This window comes from Paracoccus sp. pheM1 (assembly GCF_018499825.1).
Lineage (GTDB): Bacteria > Pseudomonadota > Alphaproteobacteria > Rhodobacterales > Rhodobacteraceae > Paracoccus > Paracoccus versutus.
Genome location: NZ_JAGXCX010000001.1, coordinates 1,971,555 through 1,986,997, shown reverse-complemented (window position 1 = coordinate 1,986,997; position 15,443 = coordinate 1,971,555). Strand labels below are relative to the sequence as shown.

14 protein-coding genes are annotated in these 15,443 nt (G+C 69.1%); 6 read left to right on the top strand and 8 right to left on the bottom strand.

Features of this window, described 5'->3' with window-relative positions:
• Nucleotides 1–38 precede the first annotated feature (38 nt).
• Nucleotides 39–1,430, top strand: a complete 1,392-nt coding sequence (gene lpdA, locus KF941_RS10165; RefSeq protein WP_036750134.1) for a dihydrolipoyl dehydrogenase — start codon at nt 39–41, stop codon at nt 1,428–1,430.
• An 87-nt stretch (nt 1,431–1,517) separates the two neighbouring features.
• Here the strand turns inward: lpdA and KF941_RS10160 are convergent, their stop codons facing one another.
• The 5 genes from KF941_RS10160 to KF941_RS10140 all read right to left on the bottom strand — a co-directional run bounded on the left by KF941_RS10160 (nt 1,518) and on the right by KF941_RS10140 (nt 7,693).
• A complete protein-coding gene (locus KF941_RS10160; protein ID WP_214273262.1) occupies nt 1,518–2,687 on the bottom strand; it encodes a M20 aminoacylase family protein in 1,170 nt (389 codons plus the stop codon).
• Nucleotides 2,688–2,860: 173 nt separating this feature from the next.
• Complete coding sequence (locus tag KF941_RS10155) at nt 2,861–5,056, bottom strand: TonB-dependent siderophore receptor (protein ID WP_214273261.1); 2,196 nt, start codon at nt 5,054–5,056, stop codon at nt 2,861–2,863.
• A 481-nt stretch (nt 5,057–5,537) separates the two neighbouring features.
• Complete coding sequence (locus KF941_RS10150; RefSeq protein ID WP_036750125.1) at nt 5,538–6,179, bottom strand: thiamine diphosphokinase; 642 nt, start codon at nt 6,177–6,179, stop codon at nt 5,538–5,540.
• A complete protein-coding gene (locus tag KF941_RS10145) occupies nt 6,176–6,388 on the bottom strand; it encodes a DUF2842 domain-containing protein (protein ID WP_011746949.1) in 213 nt (70 codons plus the stop codon). The genes KF941_RS10150 and KF941_RS10145 overlap by 4 nt, the downstream gene beginning before the upstream one ends.
• A 12-nt stretch (nt 6,389–6,400) precedes the next feature.
• Entirely contained in the window at nt 6,401–7,693 is a 1,293-nt protein-coding gene (locus KF941_RS10140; RefSeq protein ID WP_036750121.1) for an adenylosuccinate synthase, read from the bottom strand.
• Between the two features lie 291 nt (nt 7,694–7,984).
• Between KF941_RS10140 and KF941_RS10135 the strand changes: the two genes are divergently transcribed.
• On the top strand, nt 7,985–8,206 hold the full coding sequence (locus KF941_RS10135) for a hypothetical protein (protein ID WP_036750118.1): 222 nt from the start codon (nt 7,985–7,987) through the stop codon (nt 8,204–8,206).
• Between the two features lie 62 nt (nt 8,207–8,268).
• Here the strand turns inward: KF941_RS10135 and KF941_RS10130 are convergent, their stop codons facing one another.
• Nucleotides 8,269–9,252: a P1 family peptidase gene (locus KF941_RS10130; RefSeq protein ID WP_214273260.1), complete on the bottom strand. Its 984-nt coding sequence runs from the start codon at nt 9,250–9,252 to the stop codon at nt 8,269–8,271.
• A 139-nt stretch (nt 9,253–9,391) separates the two neighbouring features.
• On the opposite strand from KF941_RS10130, the gene msrA reads away from it, so the two are divergent.
• Together msrA and KF941_RS10120 are read left to right on the top strand one after the other, a co-directional pair.
• A complete protein-coding gene (gene msrA, locus KF941_RS10125; RefSeq protein WP_214273259.1) occupies nt 9,392–9,976 on the top strand; it encodes a peptide-methionine (S)-S-oxide reductase MsrA in 585 nt (194 codons plus the stop codon).
• Complete coding sequence (locus tag KF941_RS10120) at nt 9,977–10,846, top strand: 50S ribosomal protein L11 methyltransferase (protein ID WP_214273258.1); 870 nt, start codon at nt 9,977–9,979, stop codon at nt 10,844–10,846.
• Between the two features lie 126 nt (nt 10,847–10,972).
• Here KF941_RS10120 and KF941_RS10115 read toward each other — a convergent pair whose 3' ends face one another.
• Nucleotides 10,973–11,167, bottom strand: a complete 195-nt coding sequence (locus KF941_RS10115) for a DUF1127 domain-containing protein (RefSeq protein ID WP_036750106.1) — start codon at nt 11,165–11,167, stop codon at nt 10,973–10,975.
• 239 nt (nt 11,168–11,406) lie between these two features.
• Nucleotides 11,407–12,126, bottom strand: a complete 720-nt coding sequence (locus tag KF941_RS10110) for a 16S rRNA (uracil(1498)-N(3))-methyltransferase (protein ID WP_214273257.1) — start codon at nt 12,124–12,126, stop codon at nt 11,407–11,409.
• A gap of 16 nt (nt 12,127–12,142) precedes the next feature.
• On the opposite strand from KF941_RS10110, the gene ubiA reads away from it, so the two are divergent.
• Both ubiA and KF941_RS10100 read left to right on the top strand, forming a co-directional pair.
• Complete coding sequence (ubiA, locus tag KF941_RS10105) at nt 12,143–13,114, top strand: 4-hydroxybenzoate octaprenyltransferase (protein WP_214273256.1); 972 nt, start codon at nt 12,143–12,145, stop codon at nt 13,112–13,114.
• Nucleotides 13,115–13,176: 62 nt separating this feature from the next.
• Nucleotides 13,177–15,438, top strand: coding sequence for an OmpA family protein (locus tag KF941_RS10100; RefSeq protein ID WP_240540276.1), 2,262 nt, complete (start codon nt 13,177–13,179; stop codon nt 15,436–15,438).
• Nucleotides 15,439–15,443: the final 5 nt, after the last annotated feature.

Here is a 15,443-nt window from a genome sequence, read left to right as displayed (position 1 = left end):
TTTAACGCTGAACTATCTTTTCTGAGAGGGGGATTCCCATGGCGCAAAGCTTCGACATGGTGGTGATCGGTTCCGGCCCTGGCGGCTATGTCTGCGCCATCCGCGGCGCGCAACTGGGCCTCAAGGTGGCCTGTATCGAGCGCGAGCATCTGGGCGGCATCTGCCTGAACTGGGGCTGCATCCCGACCAAGGCGCTGTTGCGCTCGGCCGAGGTCTTTCACCTCATGCACCGCGCCAAGGAATTCGGCCTTTCCGCCGACAAGATCGGCTATGACCTCAGTGCCGTGGTGCAGCGTTCGCGCGGCGTGGCCAAGCAGCTCGCCGGCGGCGTCGGCCACCTGCTGAAAAAGAACAAGGTCACCGTCATCATGGGCGAGGCCAGCCTGATCGCCCCCGGCAAGATCAGCGTCAAGACCGACAAGGGCGCCGAGGAAGTGACCGCGAAATCCATCGTGCTGGCCACCGGCGCCCGCGCCCGCGAACTGCCGGGGCTGGAACCCGACGGCGACCTGGTCTGGAACTACAAGCACGCCCTGCAGCCGCCGCGCATGCCCAAGAAGCTCCTGGTGATCGGCTCGGGCGCCATCGGCATCGAATTCGCCAGCTTCTTCAACACGCTGGGGGCCGACACCACCGTGGTCGAGGTGATGGACCGCGTGCTGCCGGTCGAGGATGCGGAAATCTCGGCCCTGGCGAAGAAGCAATTCGTCAAGCAGGGCATGAAGATCCTGGAAAAGGCGGCGGTCAAGAAGCTCGACCGCGCAAAGGGCAAGGTCACCGCCCATATCGAGACCGGCGGCAAGACCGAGACGCATGAATTCGACACGGTGATCTCGGCGGTCGGTATCGTCGGCAACGTGGAAAACCTCGGCCTTGAAAAACTGGGCGCCAAGATCGACCGCACCCATGTCGTCACCGACGAATATTGCCGCACCGGCGTCGAGGGGCTCTATGCCATCGGCGACGTGGCCGGCGCGCCCTGGCTCGCCCACAAGGCCAGCCACGAAGGCGTCATGGTGGCGGAACTGATCGCCGGCGGGCACCCGCATCCGATCAAGCCGAACTCGATCCCCGGCTGCACCTACTGCAACCCGCAGGTGGCCTCGGTCGGCCTGACCGAGGAAAAGGCCAAGGCCGCGGGCCATGAGGTCAAGGTCGGCCGCTTCCCCTTCATCGGCAATGGCAAGGCCATCGCTCTGGGCGAGCCCGAGGGCCTGATCAAGACCGTCTTCGACGCCAAGACCGGCGAGTTGCTGGGCGCCCACATGGTCGGCGCGGAAGTGACCGAGCTGATCCAGGGCTATGTCGTCGGCCGCACGCTGGAGACCACCGAGGCCGAGCTGATGGAGACGGTCTTCCCGCACCCGACGCTGTCCGAGATGCTGCACGAGGCCACGCTCTCGGCCTATGGCCGCGCCATCCACTTCTGAAACGGCAAGGGGGCCTCACGGCCCCCGCTTCTTTCGTGCCCAAATATCCCACGGGGGTCCGGGGGTGTGAAACCCCCGGCGCGACGATCACGCCGGCAGCGGCATCCGCGCCTCGATCATCCCGGCATACCAGCTCGACCCGGCCGGGATCGCATTGTCGTCGAAATCATAGGCCGGGTGATGCACCATCGCCGTGTCGCCGTTGCCGACGAAGATATAGGCGCCGGGGCGTTCGTTCAGCATGTAGCTGAAATCCTCGCCGGCCATCAGCGGCTCCATTTCCATGTCCACCGCGCCCGCCACCTGCCGTGCGACCTCGGCCGCGAAACCCGTCGCTTCGGGATGGTTCATCGTCACCGGATAGCCGCGCTCATAGGTGACCTCGGCCATGGCGCCGAAGGCGGCGGCGGTATGGGTGGCGACGCGGCTGATGCCCTCTTCCAGCTGGTCGCGCACCTCGGGGGCTAGGCTGCGGGCGGTCCCCTTCAGCTTCACCACCTGCGGGATGACGTTATGCGCGGTCGAATCGCTCTGCACCACGCAGACCGAGACGACGCCGCTCTTCAGCGGATCGACATTGCGCGCGACGACGGATTGCAGCGAGACGATGACCTGCGCCGCGACCAGCATGGTGTCGACCGCCTCATGCGGCTTGGCGGCATGGCCGCCCTTGCCGGTGATGACGATGTCGAACTGGTCGGCGGCCGCCATCATCGCGCCCTCGCGGATGGCGAAGCTGCCCACCGGATAGCCGGGCATGTTGTGCATGCCGTAGAATTCCTGGATGCCCCAGCGCTCGACCAGCCCGTCCCGGACCATGGCGAGGCCGCCCGCACCCCCCTCTTCGGCGGGCTGGAAGATCACCACGGCGGTGCCGTCGAAATTGCGCGTCTCGGCCAGGTATTTCGCCGCGCCCAGCAGCATGGCGGTATGGCCGTCATGGCCGCAGGCATGCATGACCCCCGGCGTCTTCGAGGCGTATTCCGCCCCGGTCTGCTCGTTGATCGGCAGCGCGTCCATGTCGGCGCGCAGCCCGATCACCCGGCCGCTGGCATTGCTGCGGCCCCGGATGACGCCGACCACGCCGGTGCGGCCGACGCCCTCGGCGACCTCGTCCAGGCCGAAGCTGCGCAGCAGCTCGGCCACGCGGCCGGCGGTGCGGTGGACCTGGTAGTCGAGTTCGGGGTTCTGGTGAAAGTCGCGGCGCCAGGCGGTGATCTCGGGCAGCAATTCGGCAAAGCGGTTCTTGACGGGCATGGACGATCTCCTTCGGCCCGCAGGTTACGCCTTTCGCCAAGCGCCGCAAGGCCGTGCGGGCGCCCGCGCCCCGCGCGCGCCGGGGAGGAAACGAAAAAACCCCGGCACCTGCCGGGGTTTTCGCCATGACGGCCATATCCGGGGGGTGACGGCCGGAGAGCCGGCCGCCCCGTTCAGAACTTCGCCCGCAGCGTCAGCTCGGCGCTGCGTTCGTCGCCATAGACCACGGTGTCGTAGAAGCCGGTCGTGGCATAGTATTTCTCGTTGAGGATGTTGTTCACGCTGAGCGTCAGCTCGGTCCTGTCCGTCACCTGGTAAGAGGCGTTCAGGTCGAAGACGGCATAGGACCCCTGATGCACGTTGACGTTGACATCCGTGTCGAAATCCATGCTGTCGGTGCCGCTTTGCCAGCGCATCGCCCCGCCCACCGTCAGCTTGTCGTCGAACATGCCCGCCAGTCGATAGTCGGTCGCCAGCTTCAGCGTATGCTTGGGCTGGTCGGCGGCGAAGCGGTTGCCGTCCTTGTCCTTCGAGGTGCGGAAGGTGTAGCCGGCCGAGACGTTCCAGCGGTCGTTGATCGCCCCCGCCGCCTCAAGCTCGAAGCCGCGGGTGGTGGTGCCGTCGATGCTTTCGTAGATGTCGCGCAACCGGGTCTCGTCATAGCCCACCCAGTTCGCCACGTCCTTCTGGTCGGTCTTGAAGATCGCCGCCGAGGCATACATCGCCCCGCCCATCAGGTCGGCCTTGACGCCCAGTTCGTAGTTCCAGCCATAGGTCGGGTCGAGGTAGTCGCCGTTGATGTCCTGGGCGATCTGCGGCTTGTAGATGCTGGTGACGCTGCCGTAGGCGGTATAGGTCGGGTTCAGGTCGTAGGTGAAGCCGAGATAGGGCGTGATCTCGCCGCTATAGCTGTATTCATGTGTCGGGCTGCCCAGCGAGCCCTCGGTGCCCTTCCACCAGTTGGCGCGGGCGCCGGCGATGACCGAGAACGGCTCGGCGACCTGGATCTTGGTGGTGGCATAGAGCCCGTATTGCCGCTGCTTGCTGGTCCAGCTGCTGGTCACCTCGTCCGAGAAGCCGGGTCGGGGATAGCTTCCGTCCCAGTCGAAGACATTGCCGACCGGAGCCAGCGTGTCCAGATCGACCGCGTGGCCGTAGTAGTTGCTCTTGAAATCCGAAGCCATGGCGCCGACGACGAACTGGTGGTCGCGGCCAAAGGCCTGGAAGTCGCCGTTCAGCACCGCGTTCAGCGACGAGACCTTGGTGGTGCCATTGTATTTCGCCGCCCAGGGGCTGAGGCCAAGGCCGGTTTCCCGGTCGGGCGCGCCGGTGATCCAGGCCAGCTCCATATCCGCCTCGCTGCGGATATGGGTGGCGACCACGCGCGCAGTCCAGCCGTTCTGGAATTCGTGCTCGAGCGAGGCGAAGGCCTCGGTCCGCTCGGTATCGACATAGGTCCAGTCCGCGCCCAGGGTCGATCCCCAGTCCCAGTCGATCAGCCCGCCATCGGCATAATAGGGCGGCAGGCCGCCCCAGGTCACGTTGTCGGCCTTGGACTTCTGATAGGTAAGGCCGGTGCTCAGCAGCGTGCTTTCGCCCAGGTCCACGTCCAGCGCGCCGAACAGGACATATTTGTCCTTGTGATAGCCGTCCAGCATGCCGTCGCGGCTGTCCACGACGCTGACCAGCCGGCCGCGCACGCTGCCGGTTTCGTTCAGCGGCCCCGACACGTCGGATTCGGCGCGCGCGCCCTTGGGATAGGCCAGCGAGACGGCGGCCTGGTTCTGGAACTCCTCGGTCGGGCGCTTGCGGATGAAGTTGATCGAGGCGCCCGGCTCGCCCGCGCCCTGCATCAGCCCGGTGGCGCCGCGCACGATTTCGACATGGTCGTAAAGCGCCATGTCGGTGTTGTTGTCGCCAAAGGTCCAGGCGCCGTTGCGCGGTGCCGGCACGCCGTCATATTGGTAGGCGTCGATGTAGAAGCCGCGCGAATAGTAGTTGATGCGGTCGCTTTCGAACGCCTGCACGGTGATGCCGGTCGCCGCGTCCATCGTCTCGGCGACGGTGGTGATGTTGCGGTCCTTCATCTGCGCGTCGGTGATGACGCTGGTGGATTGCGGCGTCTCCTTCTGGCTCAGCACCAGGCCGGTGGCCGAGCGCATCCATTCCGTGGTCCAGCTTTCGGTGCCCTCGGTCTGGGTGCCGGGGGCGGCGGTGATCGTCACCTCGTCCAGGGTGACGGTGCCGGCGGTGCCTTCCTCGGTCTCCTGCGCCATGGCCGGGCTGGCCAGAAGCGCCAGGATGCCGGCGGAAAGCGCCGTCGTCAGCCGCGCATGCGCGGCGAAGGGGATCAGGGGTCGATGTGTCATGGCAAGCCATCCGATAGGGTTCGGGTGCTGACTGGCGCATGGCTGGCTGATATGCCCGCTATTCCCGCCGCGAGGGCCGGCGATCAAGCAGAGTCGGCGGCCGGCAAGGGCTTGTGTCGGCTTGTGACAATCCCGCAACAGGGCGTTCAACCAGGCGTTGCCGGCCCGGCCGGCACCAGATGGCCCCACCTCGCGATGGACCGGAGCGGCGGCAGGTGTCCGGCGGGACGGATCGGCGAGGAGATGGGCCGCGATCAGCCGCGGCTATGGGGGTGCTGCGGGTTCTTGAAGACCTGCCGGCGGCTGCCCGTCTTGACGAAGCGGCCCAGATGCGCGGTGGCCCCTGTCGGCGACGGGTTGCGCGAGGCCATGGACCCGCGGATCCGGGGGCGCCCAACGGCGCGGTCGCAGGAGTATTTGGGGAACAGAGAAGCACCCGCCTGGCGCCTGGGAACGGGTATTTGGGAAACGGTGAAAGCCGTCAGAGCGCGCGCGCGAGCGTCGGCAGTTCCGAGCGCGGCAGGATCAGCAGCATCGGGCCCTCGCATTCCAGCGTGACCGGGCCCGTGGCCTCGTTCGAGGTGCCGCTGAGGCCGGTGGGGGCGAAGGCGAGCCCGTCTAGGGGCCATTTGAGCCCGGAGGAGCGGCCGCTGGCCGGGGCCATCGCGAAGAGCGAGACCCGCGTGCCGGGCGCGAGGTCCAGCGCGAGGCGCGGGGGCGCGAGCGTGATCACGTCCTCGCCGGCGACCAGCAGGCAGGGCGGGCCGATGCGGCGGGCGATGACGCCGAGGGCCGACAGGAAATGGTCGTGGCGCGCGCCGGAGAAGCCGAGCGCGACGACGAAGGGCGCGTCGAGGTTGGACAGGCATTTCTCGAAATCGGTGCTGTCCTGCTCGGCGATGGGGTGCTGGTTCGCCAGGGGGATCTCGGACCGCGCGCGGGCCGAGATGCTGTCGAAATCGCCCCAGACCGCCGCCGGCATCAGCCCGTGACTGAGCGCGGTATCGGCGCCGCTGTCGGCGGCGGCCACCACCGGCGCGAGCCGCAGCGCCAGGTCGAGGTCGGCGCGGCCGACCGGCGCCCCGCCGATCAGCGTGACTGGGCGGGCGCTGCTGAGCCTCATTCGCCCTTGCCGATGCCGGTGAAGACCTTGCGGAAGGGCAGGGCCCAGAGGATGCCCAGGGCGACATAGACCGCAAGCTCGACCAGGATCGGCTGGCGGCCCCAAGTGCGGTCCATCCAGTTCACCAGGCTGACCGCCACCACGATATAGAGCGGCAGCCCGACCAGCAGGATCACCAGCGACCAGCGTTTGCGCGTCTTGAGGTCCATGTCCTGTCCGGGTCAGTCCGCGAAGGGGTCGGTCACGAGGATGGTATCGTCGCGCTCGGGCGAGGTCGAGAGCAGCGCGACGGGGCACTGGATCAGCTCTTCGATGCGGCGGACGTATTTGATCGCATTGGCGGGCAGGTCGGCCCAGCTGCGCGCGCCCTGCGTCGATTCCTGCCAGCCCTCCATCTCCTCGTAGACGGGGGTCGCCCTGGCCTGCAGCGAGGCGGCGGTGGGCAGGTGGTCGTAATGCTGGCCATCCACCTGATAGCCGGTACAGATCTTGAGCGTCTGGAACCCGTCCAGCACGTCGAGCTTGGTCAGCGCGATGCCGTCCACGCCGGAAATGGCGCAGGTCTGGCGCACCAGCACCGCGTCGAACCAGCCGCAGCGGCGCTTGCGGCCGGTGACGGTGCCGAATTCATGGCCGCGCTCGCCCAGGCGCTGGCCGTCGGCATCGTCGAGCTCGGTCGGGAACGGGCCTTCGCCGACGCGGGTGGTATAGGCCTTGACGATGCCCAGCACGAAGCCGATCGCCGAGGGGCCGAGCCCGGTGCCGCTGGCCGCCATGCCCGACATGGTGGTCGAGCTGGTCACATAGGGGTAGGTGCCGAAGTCGATGTCCAGAAGGCTGCCCTGCGCGCCCTCGAACAGGATGCGCTTGCCGGCCTTGCGGTAGTCGTTCATCACCTTCCACACCGGCTGGGCGTATTGCAGCAGCTTCGGCGCGATCTCCAGCAGCTTTGCGCGCAGTTCCGCCCGGTCGATGGGCGCGGCGTCCAGGCCCTGGCGCAGCGCGTCGTGATGGGCCAGCAGGCGGTCGAGGCGCGAATCCAGCGTCTCTTCGTCGCCCAGGTCGGCGACGCGGATGGTGCGGCGGCCGACCTTGTCCTCATAGGCCGGGCCGATGCCGCGGCCGGTGGTGCCGATCTTGCTGGCGCCCGCGGCCTCTTCGCGCAGCTTGTCGAGATCCTGGTGCAGCGGCAGGATCAGCGGCGTATTCTCGGCGATCATCAGGTTGGCGGGCGAGATCTCGACCCCCTGCGCGGCGAGCTTGTCGATTTCCGAAAACAGCGCCCAGGGGTCCAGCACCACGCCATTGCCGATGACCGCCATCTTGCCCTTGCGCACGATGCCCGAGGGCAGGAGCGACAGCTTGAAGACCTGGTTGCCGATGACCAGCGTGTGGCCGGCGTTGTGGCCGCCCTGGAAGCGCGCGATCACATCGGCGCGTTCCGACAGCCAGTCGACGATTTTGCCCTTGCCTTCGTCGCCCCATTGCGCGCCGACGACCACCACATTGGCCATTGTGCTTACCCCTTGCGGTCATGAATGCCGCGAACCGTATAATGGCCGAAGCCCTTGGGGGAAAGCGCATTCCGTTCGGCCGACGGATTCCGCCGGGGCCGCCCTGGGTCTGGCGCAGACCTTGCGCCGGGCGGCGCCGGCCATGCCGGGCCGACCGCCTTTGCGTCGCGCGGCCGGCCACGCCCATGCTGCAATGCAGCGTTGCAAAAGATGCCATGGCGGGCTGGGCGAAACCGCCCTAGATTGAACGGCAGGGGAGGAAACCATTCGCCAATACCGAAAGGGTTTCCCATGGCTATCATTGCAAGCAATCGTCCTCGGATCGGTCTCGCGGCGCTGTATTCCGGCTTTCGCGACTGGCTGGCGCGCGGGACCGAGGCCTATATCCGCCAGCAGTCGCGCCGCGCCGAGATCGAGGTTCTGAAGGCGAAATCCGACGCCGAACTGGCCAAGATGGGCCTGACCCGCGACCGGATCGTGCAATACGTCTTCAGCGACCGCATCTGGTTCTGACCGGCGCGGGCGCGACCAGGCGCCCGGCGGGTTGATCCCTTCGATTCGCCCTGCTGGCGGAATTACCCCTCGCGCCAGCAGGGTTGCAGGTCGCCCGGCCGCGGGCTTGCCGCATGGACGCCGCGCGCGATGGCGCGGGCCAGCGTGCAGGCGGCGGCATGGCCCAGCAGGAACGGCGTCAGCGCCGGCTCGGGCAGGGGCCTGGCCCCCGTCGAGACGGCAAAGACCAGGTCGCCGTCGAAGGGCGTGTGGCTGGGCACGATGGCGCGGGCCATGCCGTCCTGCGCCGCCGTCGCCAGCCGCGTCAGCCCGGCCTTGTCGAGCGCCGCATCGGTGGCGACGATGGCGATGGTCGTGGCCTCGCCCAGCCGTTTCGCCGGGCTTGGCTCATGCCCGGCCGGGTAGGGGCCGGCTAGGCCCAGCCCGCCGAATTCGTCCCCCAGCTCCCAGGGCGCGGCCCAGAACTGCCGGGACTCGCCCGCCGTCACCGATCCTAGCGCGTTCACCACCACCAGCGCGCCGACGGTGATGCCGCCCTCCAGCATTGCCGAGGCCGAGCCGAGCCCGCCCTTCCAGCGATGCGTCATCGCGCCGGTGCCCGCACCCTCGCTGCCCAGGGCGAAATCGGCCCCGGCGGCCTCCAGCGCCGCACGGCCCAGTCCGGGATAGGGGTTGGCGCCCCAATCCTTGTCGCCGCCGTTCAGCAGGTCGAAGACGATGGCGCCGGGCACGATGGGCACCCGCACCGGCCCGATCTCGAAGCCGCGGCCCATGGCGCGCAACCCGTCCGAGACGCCGTCGCAGGCGGCCAGGCCAAAGGCCGAGCCGCCCGACAGCACCAGCGCGTCCACCCCCTGCACCAGCTTGTCGGGGGCCAGCAGTTCGGTCTCGCGCGTGCCGGGGGCGCCGCCCATGACGTTGAAGCCGCAGGCGAAGGGCGCCTCGCCAAGCAGCACCGTCGCACCCGAGCGCAGGGCGTCGTCGCGGGCATTGCCGACCCGCAGGCCGGGCACATCGGTGATCAGGTTTCGCGGTCCGGGTCGCATCGGGGTCTCCTGCGAGGGGGATCGACCTGCAATCTGCACGACGCGCGCCCCCGGCCGCAACCCGCGCCCGCATTCCGGCGTTGCACGGTCGGACCGCCGCGCCTACCTAATGCGGCAGGACATGCGAAAGGACTGCACCATGAGCGCCCCCATCCACAGGATCTTCGGCCGGCCGCTGGATGCCGAAATGCCGAAAGGCTATGACCAGGCGATCTTCGGCATGGGCTGTTACTGGGGCGTCGAGCGGCTGTTCTGGCAGCAGGAGGGCGTCTGGCTGACCGAGGCCGGCTTTGCCGGCGGCACGGCCGAGAACCCGAGCTACAAGCAGGTCTGCGCCGGCGGCACCGGCCATGCCGAGGTGGTGCGCGTGGTCTATGACAGCTCGCGCGTCAGCTATGAGCGGCTGTTGCAGATCTTCTGGGAAAACCACGACCCGACCCAGGGCAACCGCCAGGGCAACGACGTGGGTTCGCAATACCGCTCGCTCGTCATGGTGTTCAACGACAGCCAGAAGGCGGCGGCGGAACTGTCCAAGGCCGATTACGGCAACCGGCTGGCGGTGCAGGGCTATCCCGACATCACCACGCAGATCATCCCCGCCGGTCCCTTCTGGCGGGCCGAGGACGACCACCAGCAATATCTGGACCGCTATCCGAATGGCTATTGCGGCTTGCGCGGCACGGGTGTCAAAGCCCCGCTGACCGATACAGCCGAGGGATATTGAATGGCGACCTGGACCGCGCTGACCCATACCAAAGGCCGCGAGGCGGCCGAGGCACTTGCCGAGGCGGGCGAGGATCTGACCCCCGAGCCCGTCGGCAGCGGCGTCTTCGAGATCGAGGATGGCTCGGACCGCTGGGAGGTGGGGCTTTACTTCACCGAGGCCCCGGACGAGGTGGGGCTGGCGCTGCTGGCCGCCGCCTGGGACGCGCCGCCCTTCGCGGTCTCGGAACTGCCCGAGGTGGACTGGGTCGCCCATGTCCGGCGCGAACTCACGCCGGTCGAGGCCGGGCGCTTCTTCGTCCATGGCGGCCATGACGCCGACAAGGTGCCCGAGGGCGCCGAGGCGCTGCTGATCGAGGCGGCCATGGCCTTCGGCACCGGCCATCACGCCACGACCAAGGGCTGCCTGCTGGCGCTGGACCGCATGATCGCCGAGGGCGCCGCGCCGCGGCGCATCGTCGATGTCGGCTGCGGCACGGCGGTCCTGGCCATGGCGGCGGCGCGGGCGTTCCCGATGATCGTGCTGGCCGGCGACATCGACCCGCAGGCGGTGGACGTGGCCCGCGCCAATGTCATCGCCAACGGGCTGGACGGGCGCGTCGAATGCGTCGAGGCGGTGGGCTTCGACCATCCGCTGATCGAGAGTGCGGCGCCCTTCGACCTGGTCTTTGCCAATATCCTGAAGCAGCCGCTGATCGATCTGGTGCCGGACATGGCGCGCCATGTCGCGCCGGGCGGCAGGGCGATCCTGTCGGGCATCCTCGCCACCCAGGCGGATGAGGTGATCGCGGCCTATGCGGCGGGCGGGTTGGCGCTGGAGCGGCGCGACGACCTGGGCGAATGGTCCACCCTGGTCGTCCGGCGCGGCTGATCGCCGCGAGCGCCCGGCCGAAAATACTGAAGGCGGCCTTGCGGGGCCGCCTGTTCGTCTTGCCCATCCGGGCCGGGAAAGGGCCTGCGGGCTTGCCGCAGCCGTTTTCGCGTCTTCAACCGCTGCTTAGCGGGCGCGCGCAATCCGTTCGATATCGCCGCGGCACAGACCGATATCGTCCAGCTCGCGATCCGAAAGACGGCTCAGCGCGTTCCGTGTCACCCGCGCATCGTTCCAGGCCGACAGCGTCGCCCAGATTTTCGAGCCAATACCGATAGAGCCCGCCCCGCCATGGATGCGGTTCGTGTCAATCGCCGACATAGTTTTTCACCTTGAGATCATTGCCCGCTCATCGGGCGCTTCGTTGATGCATCAGCATATAGGCCGGGCAGTTTGCGAAAACCACGGACAAACCGGCATCTCTGCCATGCAGCTTGTGCATAAGAGACCGGAATTCCTGACTTTTTGCGGCAAGGCTCCGGAAATCATGCTGCGGTGCAATATTCTCCCGCGGGCAGGCGGTTTCCAGCGGGAAGATTGCGCGTTTCAGACCGGATCGTTCAGCGCCAGTCGCCCAGGGCCGCCTGCCAAAGCGCCAGTGACGCGACGGCAGCCGTATCGGCGCGCAGGATTCGCGGCCCCAGGGCGACGGGCGTGACGCAATCCATCGCCGAAAGCCGCCTGCGCTCCGATTCGGACCAGCCGCCTTCGGGGCCGATGAGAATCGCCCAGGGACCGCGCGGCAGGCCGGACAGCACCTGCGCCGGCCCCGCCAGCGCCTCGTCCGCCCACAGGATGCGCCGCCCGGCGTCCCAGCCGTCCAGCAGCCGCGACAGCGGCACCAGGTCGCAGACCTCGGGGACATAGGTGCCGCCGCATTGCTCGGCCGCCTCGACGGCATGGGCTTGCAGGCGGTCCTGGCGGATGCGTTCCGAATTGGTATGGTCGGTCTGGACGGGCAGGATGCGGGCGGCGCCCATCTCGGCCGCCTTTTCCACGATGAAATCGGTGCGCGCCTTCTTGATCGGGGCAAAGACCAGCCACAGGTCGGGCGGGTTCAGCTGCGGCGCGGTTTGCCGCAGCGCCTCCAGCGCGCCGCCGCGCTTGGCGATGCGTTCGATCCGCGCCAGCCATTCGCCGTCGCGGCCGTTGAAGACCAGGATCTCGTCCCTCGCGGCCTGCCGCATGACCGAGGAAAGGTAATGCGCCTGGTCGGGATTGAGCTCGACGCCTTGTCCCTCGGCCAGCGGGTGATCTATGAACAGTCTGATTTTCGCCATGATGGGGCGCAGCCTAATGCAGACCGACCGTCAGACGCCAGAGGGGCAGACGCCAGAGGGCCCAAGCACCGTCGCCGACGCGCCGCCCGACAATTGGGTGGACCGCCATGCGCCGCCGGACTGGAGGCCGTGGCTGCGCCTGTCGCGCGCCGACCGGCCGATCGGCACCTGGCTTTTGCTGCTGCCCTGCTGGTGGGGCATCGGGCTGGCGATGATCGCCGACGGGCCGGAATGGCGCGACCTGTGGATCGCCGTGGCCTGCGGCGTGGGCGCGGTGCTGATGCGCGGCGCCGGCTGCACCTGGAACGACATCACCGACCGCGACATCGACGACAAGGTGGCGCGCACGCGCTCGCGCCCGATCCCCTCGGGGCAGGTGACGGTCCGCGGGGCGCTGGTCTGGCTGGTGGCGCAGTCGCTGGCCGGCCTTGCCATCCTGCTGACGCTGGGGGGCGCGGCCATCGCGCTGGGCGTGGCCTCGCTGGTGCTGGTGGCGGTCTATCCCTTTGCCAAGCGCTTCACCTGGTGGCCGCAGATCTTCCTGGGCCTGGCCTTCAACTGGGGCGCGCTGCTGGCCTGGGCGGCGCATACCGGCAACCTGGCCCCGGCGCCGGTGCTGGCCTATCTGTCGGGCATCGCCTGGACGATCTTCTACGACACCATCTATGCCCACCAGGATGCCGAGGACGACGCGCTGATCGGCGTCAAGTCCACCGCCCGGCTGTTCGGCGCCGACACGCCGCGCTGGCTGGCGGGTTTCGGCACCGCCTCGGTGCTGCTTCTGGGGCTGGCGGTGATGGCGGCCGCGCCCCAGGGGCTGGGCCTGACCTTCGGCCTGCTGGGCGTGGTCGGTTTCGCTGCGCATCTGGCCTGGCAGCTGTGGCGCTTCGACATGACCGACAGCGCCGGCTGCCTGCGGCTGTTTCGCAGCAACCGCGACGCCGGGCTGGTGGTTGCGCTGTTTCTTGCCTTGGCGGGGCTGGTCTGATTGCGAAAACCCGGCGCAGGGTTTACATGCGGCGGGTCGGTAACAGTCCCAAGGTTCCCCGGATGGCTCATCCCCAGCGGCAAGCGCGTCGTGGCCCTGTTCTTGTCGCCAGCCTGATCGCCCTTGCGGCGGCCGCCGGCCTGTCGTTCCTGGGCGCCCGCGCGGCCGCGGATTTCATCCAGACCCGCTCGGCCCAGGATCTGCGCGCCGCCCTGGCCGATTACGAATGGGTAGAGGTCAGCACCGACGGCCTGCAGGTGCGGCTGGAGGGCATCGCGCCCGACGAGGTGCAGCGTTTCCGCGCCCGCGCGCGCGCCGAAACCGTGGTCGATGCCGGCCGGGTGATCGACCGGATGCAGGTCGCCGCCGCCGCCGAACTGGCCACCCCCGCCTTCGAGATCGAGCTTTTGCGCAACGACCGGGGCGTTTCGATCATCGGCCTGGTCCCGGCGACGCTGGACCGCGCCGCGCTGGTCGAGCGGCTGAAGCGCCAGACCGGCGTAGCCCAGGTCTCGGACCTGATGGAAAGCGCCGACTACCCCGTTCCCGAGGCTTGGGAAGATGCCTTTGCCCTCGGCCTCAGGGCCGCGCAGCTGGCCAAGCGGGCCAAGATCTCGATCGCGGCGGGGGCGGTCTCGGTCCGCGCCATCGCCGACAGCCCGCGCGAGAAACGCGACCTGGAGATGGCGCTGAACCGCGCCAGGCCGGCCTCGGTGACGCTGACCGCCGACATCACCGCGCCGCGGCCGGTGATCGCGCCCTTTACCCTGCGCTTCGTCAAGGATGGCGCGGGCGCCCGCTTCGACGCCTGCGCCGCCGACACCGAAAGCGCGCGCGACCGCATCCTGGAGGCCGGGCGCGCAGCCGGCGTGCCGGACGCGGCGCCCTGCACGCTGGGCCTGGGCGCGCCCTCTCCGCGTTGGGCCGATGCCGCCGTCCCTGCCATCCGCGCCGTCGAGGCGCTGGGGGCGGGCTCGGTCACGATCTCTGATACCGATGTGGCGCTGCTTGCCCCCCCCGAGGTCGCGGCGACCGCCTTCGACGAGGCGGTGGGCCGGCTTGAGGCGGCGCTGCCCCCGGCCTTCACGCTGGCCGCCCGGCACGAAAAGCCCGGCGAGGTCCAGGCGGGTCCGGCCGAGTTCTCGGCCATGGTCGATGCAGGCGGCGTCAGCCTGCGCGGCCGCATCACCGACGAGCGGATGCGCGACGCGGTGGAAAGCCTGGCGCGGGCGCGTTTCGGCCAGGTGGACAGCGCGCTGCGCAGCGATGCCTCGGTCCCCGAGGGCTGGACCTTGCGCGCCATCGCCGCGCTCGAGGCGCTGGACGGGCTGGTGCGCGGCGAGGCCAAGGTGACGCCCGAGCTGGTGCGCATCAGCGGCGTCTCGGGCAGCCAGACCGCCTCGGACATGGCGGCGGCGCGGCTGGCGCAGCGGCTGGGTGCGGGCGCGCGCTATGAGCTGGCGATCCGCTACGACCGGCGCATGGACCCGCTCCTGGGCCTGCCCTCGGGCGTCGAATGCGTCGACCGGCTGAACGCGGCGATGCAGCAATCCGAGATCGGCTTCGAGCCGAACAAATCCGTCATCGCCGGCGATCCGGGACCGACCCTGGCGCTTCTGGCCGAGACGATGAAGCTTTGCGCGGATTTCCGCATCGAGATCGGCGGCCATACCGACTCGCAGGGGTCCGAGGGTTTCAACGCCGAATTGTCGCGCGCCCGCTCGCAGGCGGTGCTGGCGGCGATGACCGAGGCCGGGATGGACACCCGCAACATGACCGCCAAGGGCTATGGCGAAAGCCGGCCCATCGCCGATAACGACAGCGATGCCGGGCGCGAGGCGAACCGGCGCATCGAATTCATGCTGCTGGCCGACGATCCGGTCGTGACCGAGGCGCCGGCCCCCGCCGAACTGGTCAAGGGCGTGACCGACAGTCCCGAAAGGGTGGCGGCGCGGGCCGCGCAAGCCGCGCGCCATGCCGCGACCGCCGCCATCGGCCCGGCGCTGGGCGTGCCCACCGACCCCGAGGCGGCGCTGTTCGCCGCGACCGAGCCGGTGCGGCTGCTGCTGTCGGGCGTCGATCCCGCGCGCGTCGCCAGCCGGCCGTCGCAAGCGGCCGTGCTGCCGGAACTGCCGGCGCTGCGGGCCGCGACCCAGCCCGCGGCCAACCTGCTGCCCCCGCCCGCCGAGCCGGTCGATCCCGTCGAGGCCGCCACCCGCCCCGCGCGCGAGGCGCTGGTCGGCGCCGCCACCGAGGCGGCGACCATGCCCGCGCGCGATGCCTTGCACGTGAACCGCCCCCTGCCGCGGCCCGCGGCGCCGTGACCCGC

Excerpts from the sequence above, each read along its gene's own strand:
- lpdA (WP_036750134.1), top strand. The coding sequence starts at position 39 with ATGGCGCAAAGCTTCGACATGGTGGTGATCGGTTCCGGCCCTGGCGGC.
- KF941_RS10160 (WP_214273262.1), bottom strand. The coding sequence starts at position 2,687 with ATGCCCGTCAAGAACCGCTTTGCCGAATTGCTGCCCGAGATCACCGCC.
- KF941_RS10155 (WP_214273261.1), bottom strand. The coding sequence starts at position 5,056 with ATGACACATCGACCCCTGATCCCCTTCGCCGCGCATGCGCGGCTGACG.
- KF941_RS10150 (WP_036750125.1), bottom strand. The coding sequence starts at position 6,179 with ATGAGGCTCAGCAGCGCCCGCCCAGTCACGCTGATCGGCGGGGCGCCG.
- KF941_RS10145 (WP_011746949.1), bottom strand. The coding sequence starts at position 6,388 with ATGGACCTCAAGACGCGCAAACGCTGGTCGCTGGTGATCCTGCTGGTC.
- KF941_RS10140 (WP_036750121.1), bottom strand. The coding sequence starts at position 7,693 with ATGGCCAATGTGGTGGTCGTCGGCGCGCAATGGGGCGACGAAGGCAAG.
- KF941_RS10135 (WP_036750118.1), top strand. The coding sequence starts at position 7,985 with ATGGCTATCATTGCAAGCAATCGTCCTCGGATCGGTCTCGCGGCGCTG.
- KF941_RS10130 (WP_214273260.1), bottom strand. The coding sequence starts at position 9,252 with ATGCGACCCGGACCGCGAAACCTGATCACCGATGTGCCCGGCCTGCGG.
- msrA (WP_214273259.1), top strand. The coding sequence starts at position 9,392 with ATGAGCGCCCCCATCCACAGGATCTTCGGCCGGCCGCTGGATGCCGAA.
- KF941_RS10120 (WP_214273258.1), top strand. The coding sequence starts at position 9,977 with ATGGCGACCTGGACCGCGCTGACCCATACCAAAGGCCGCGAGGCGGCC.
- KF941_RS10115 (WP_036750106.1), bottom strand. The coding sequence starts at position 11,167 with ATGTCGGCGATTGACACGAACCGCATCCATGGCGGGGCGGGCTCTATC.
- KF941_RS10110 (WP_214273257.1), bottom strand. The coding sequence starts at position 12,126 with ATGGCGAAAATCAGACTGTTCATAGATCACCCGCTGGCCGAGGGACAA.
- ubiA (WP_214273256.1), top strand. The coding sequence starts at position 12,143 with ATGCAGACCGACCGTCAGACGCCAGAGGGGCAGACGCCAGAGGGCCCA.
- KF941_RS10100 (WP_240540276.1), top strand. The coding sequence starts at position 13,177 with ATGGCTCATCCCCAGCGGCAAGCGCGTCGTGGCCCTGTTCTTGTCGCC.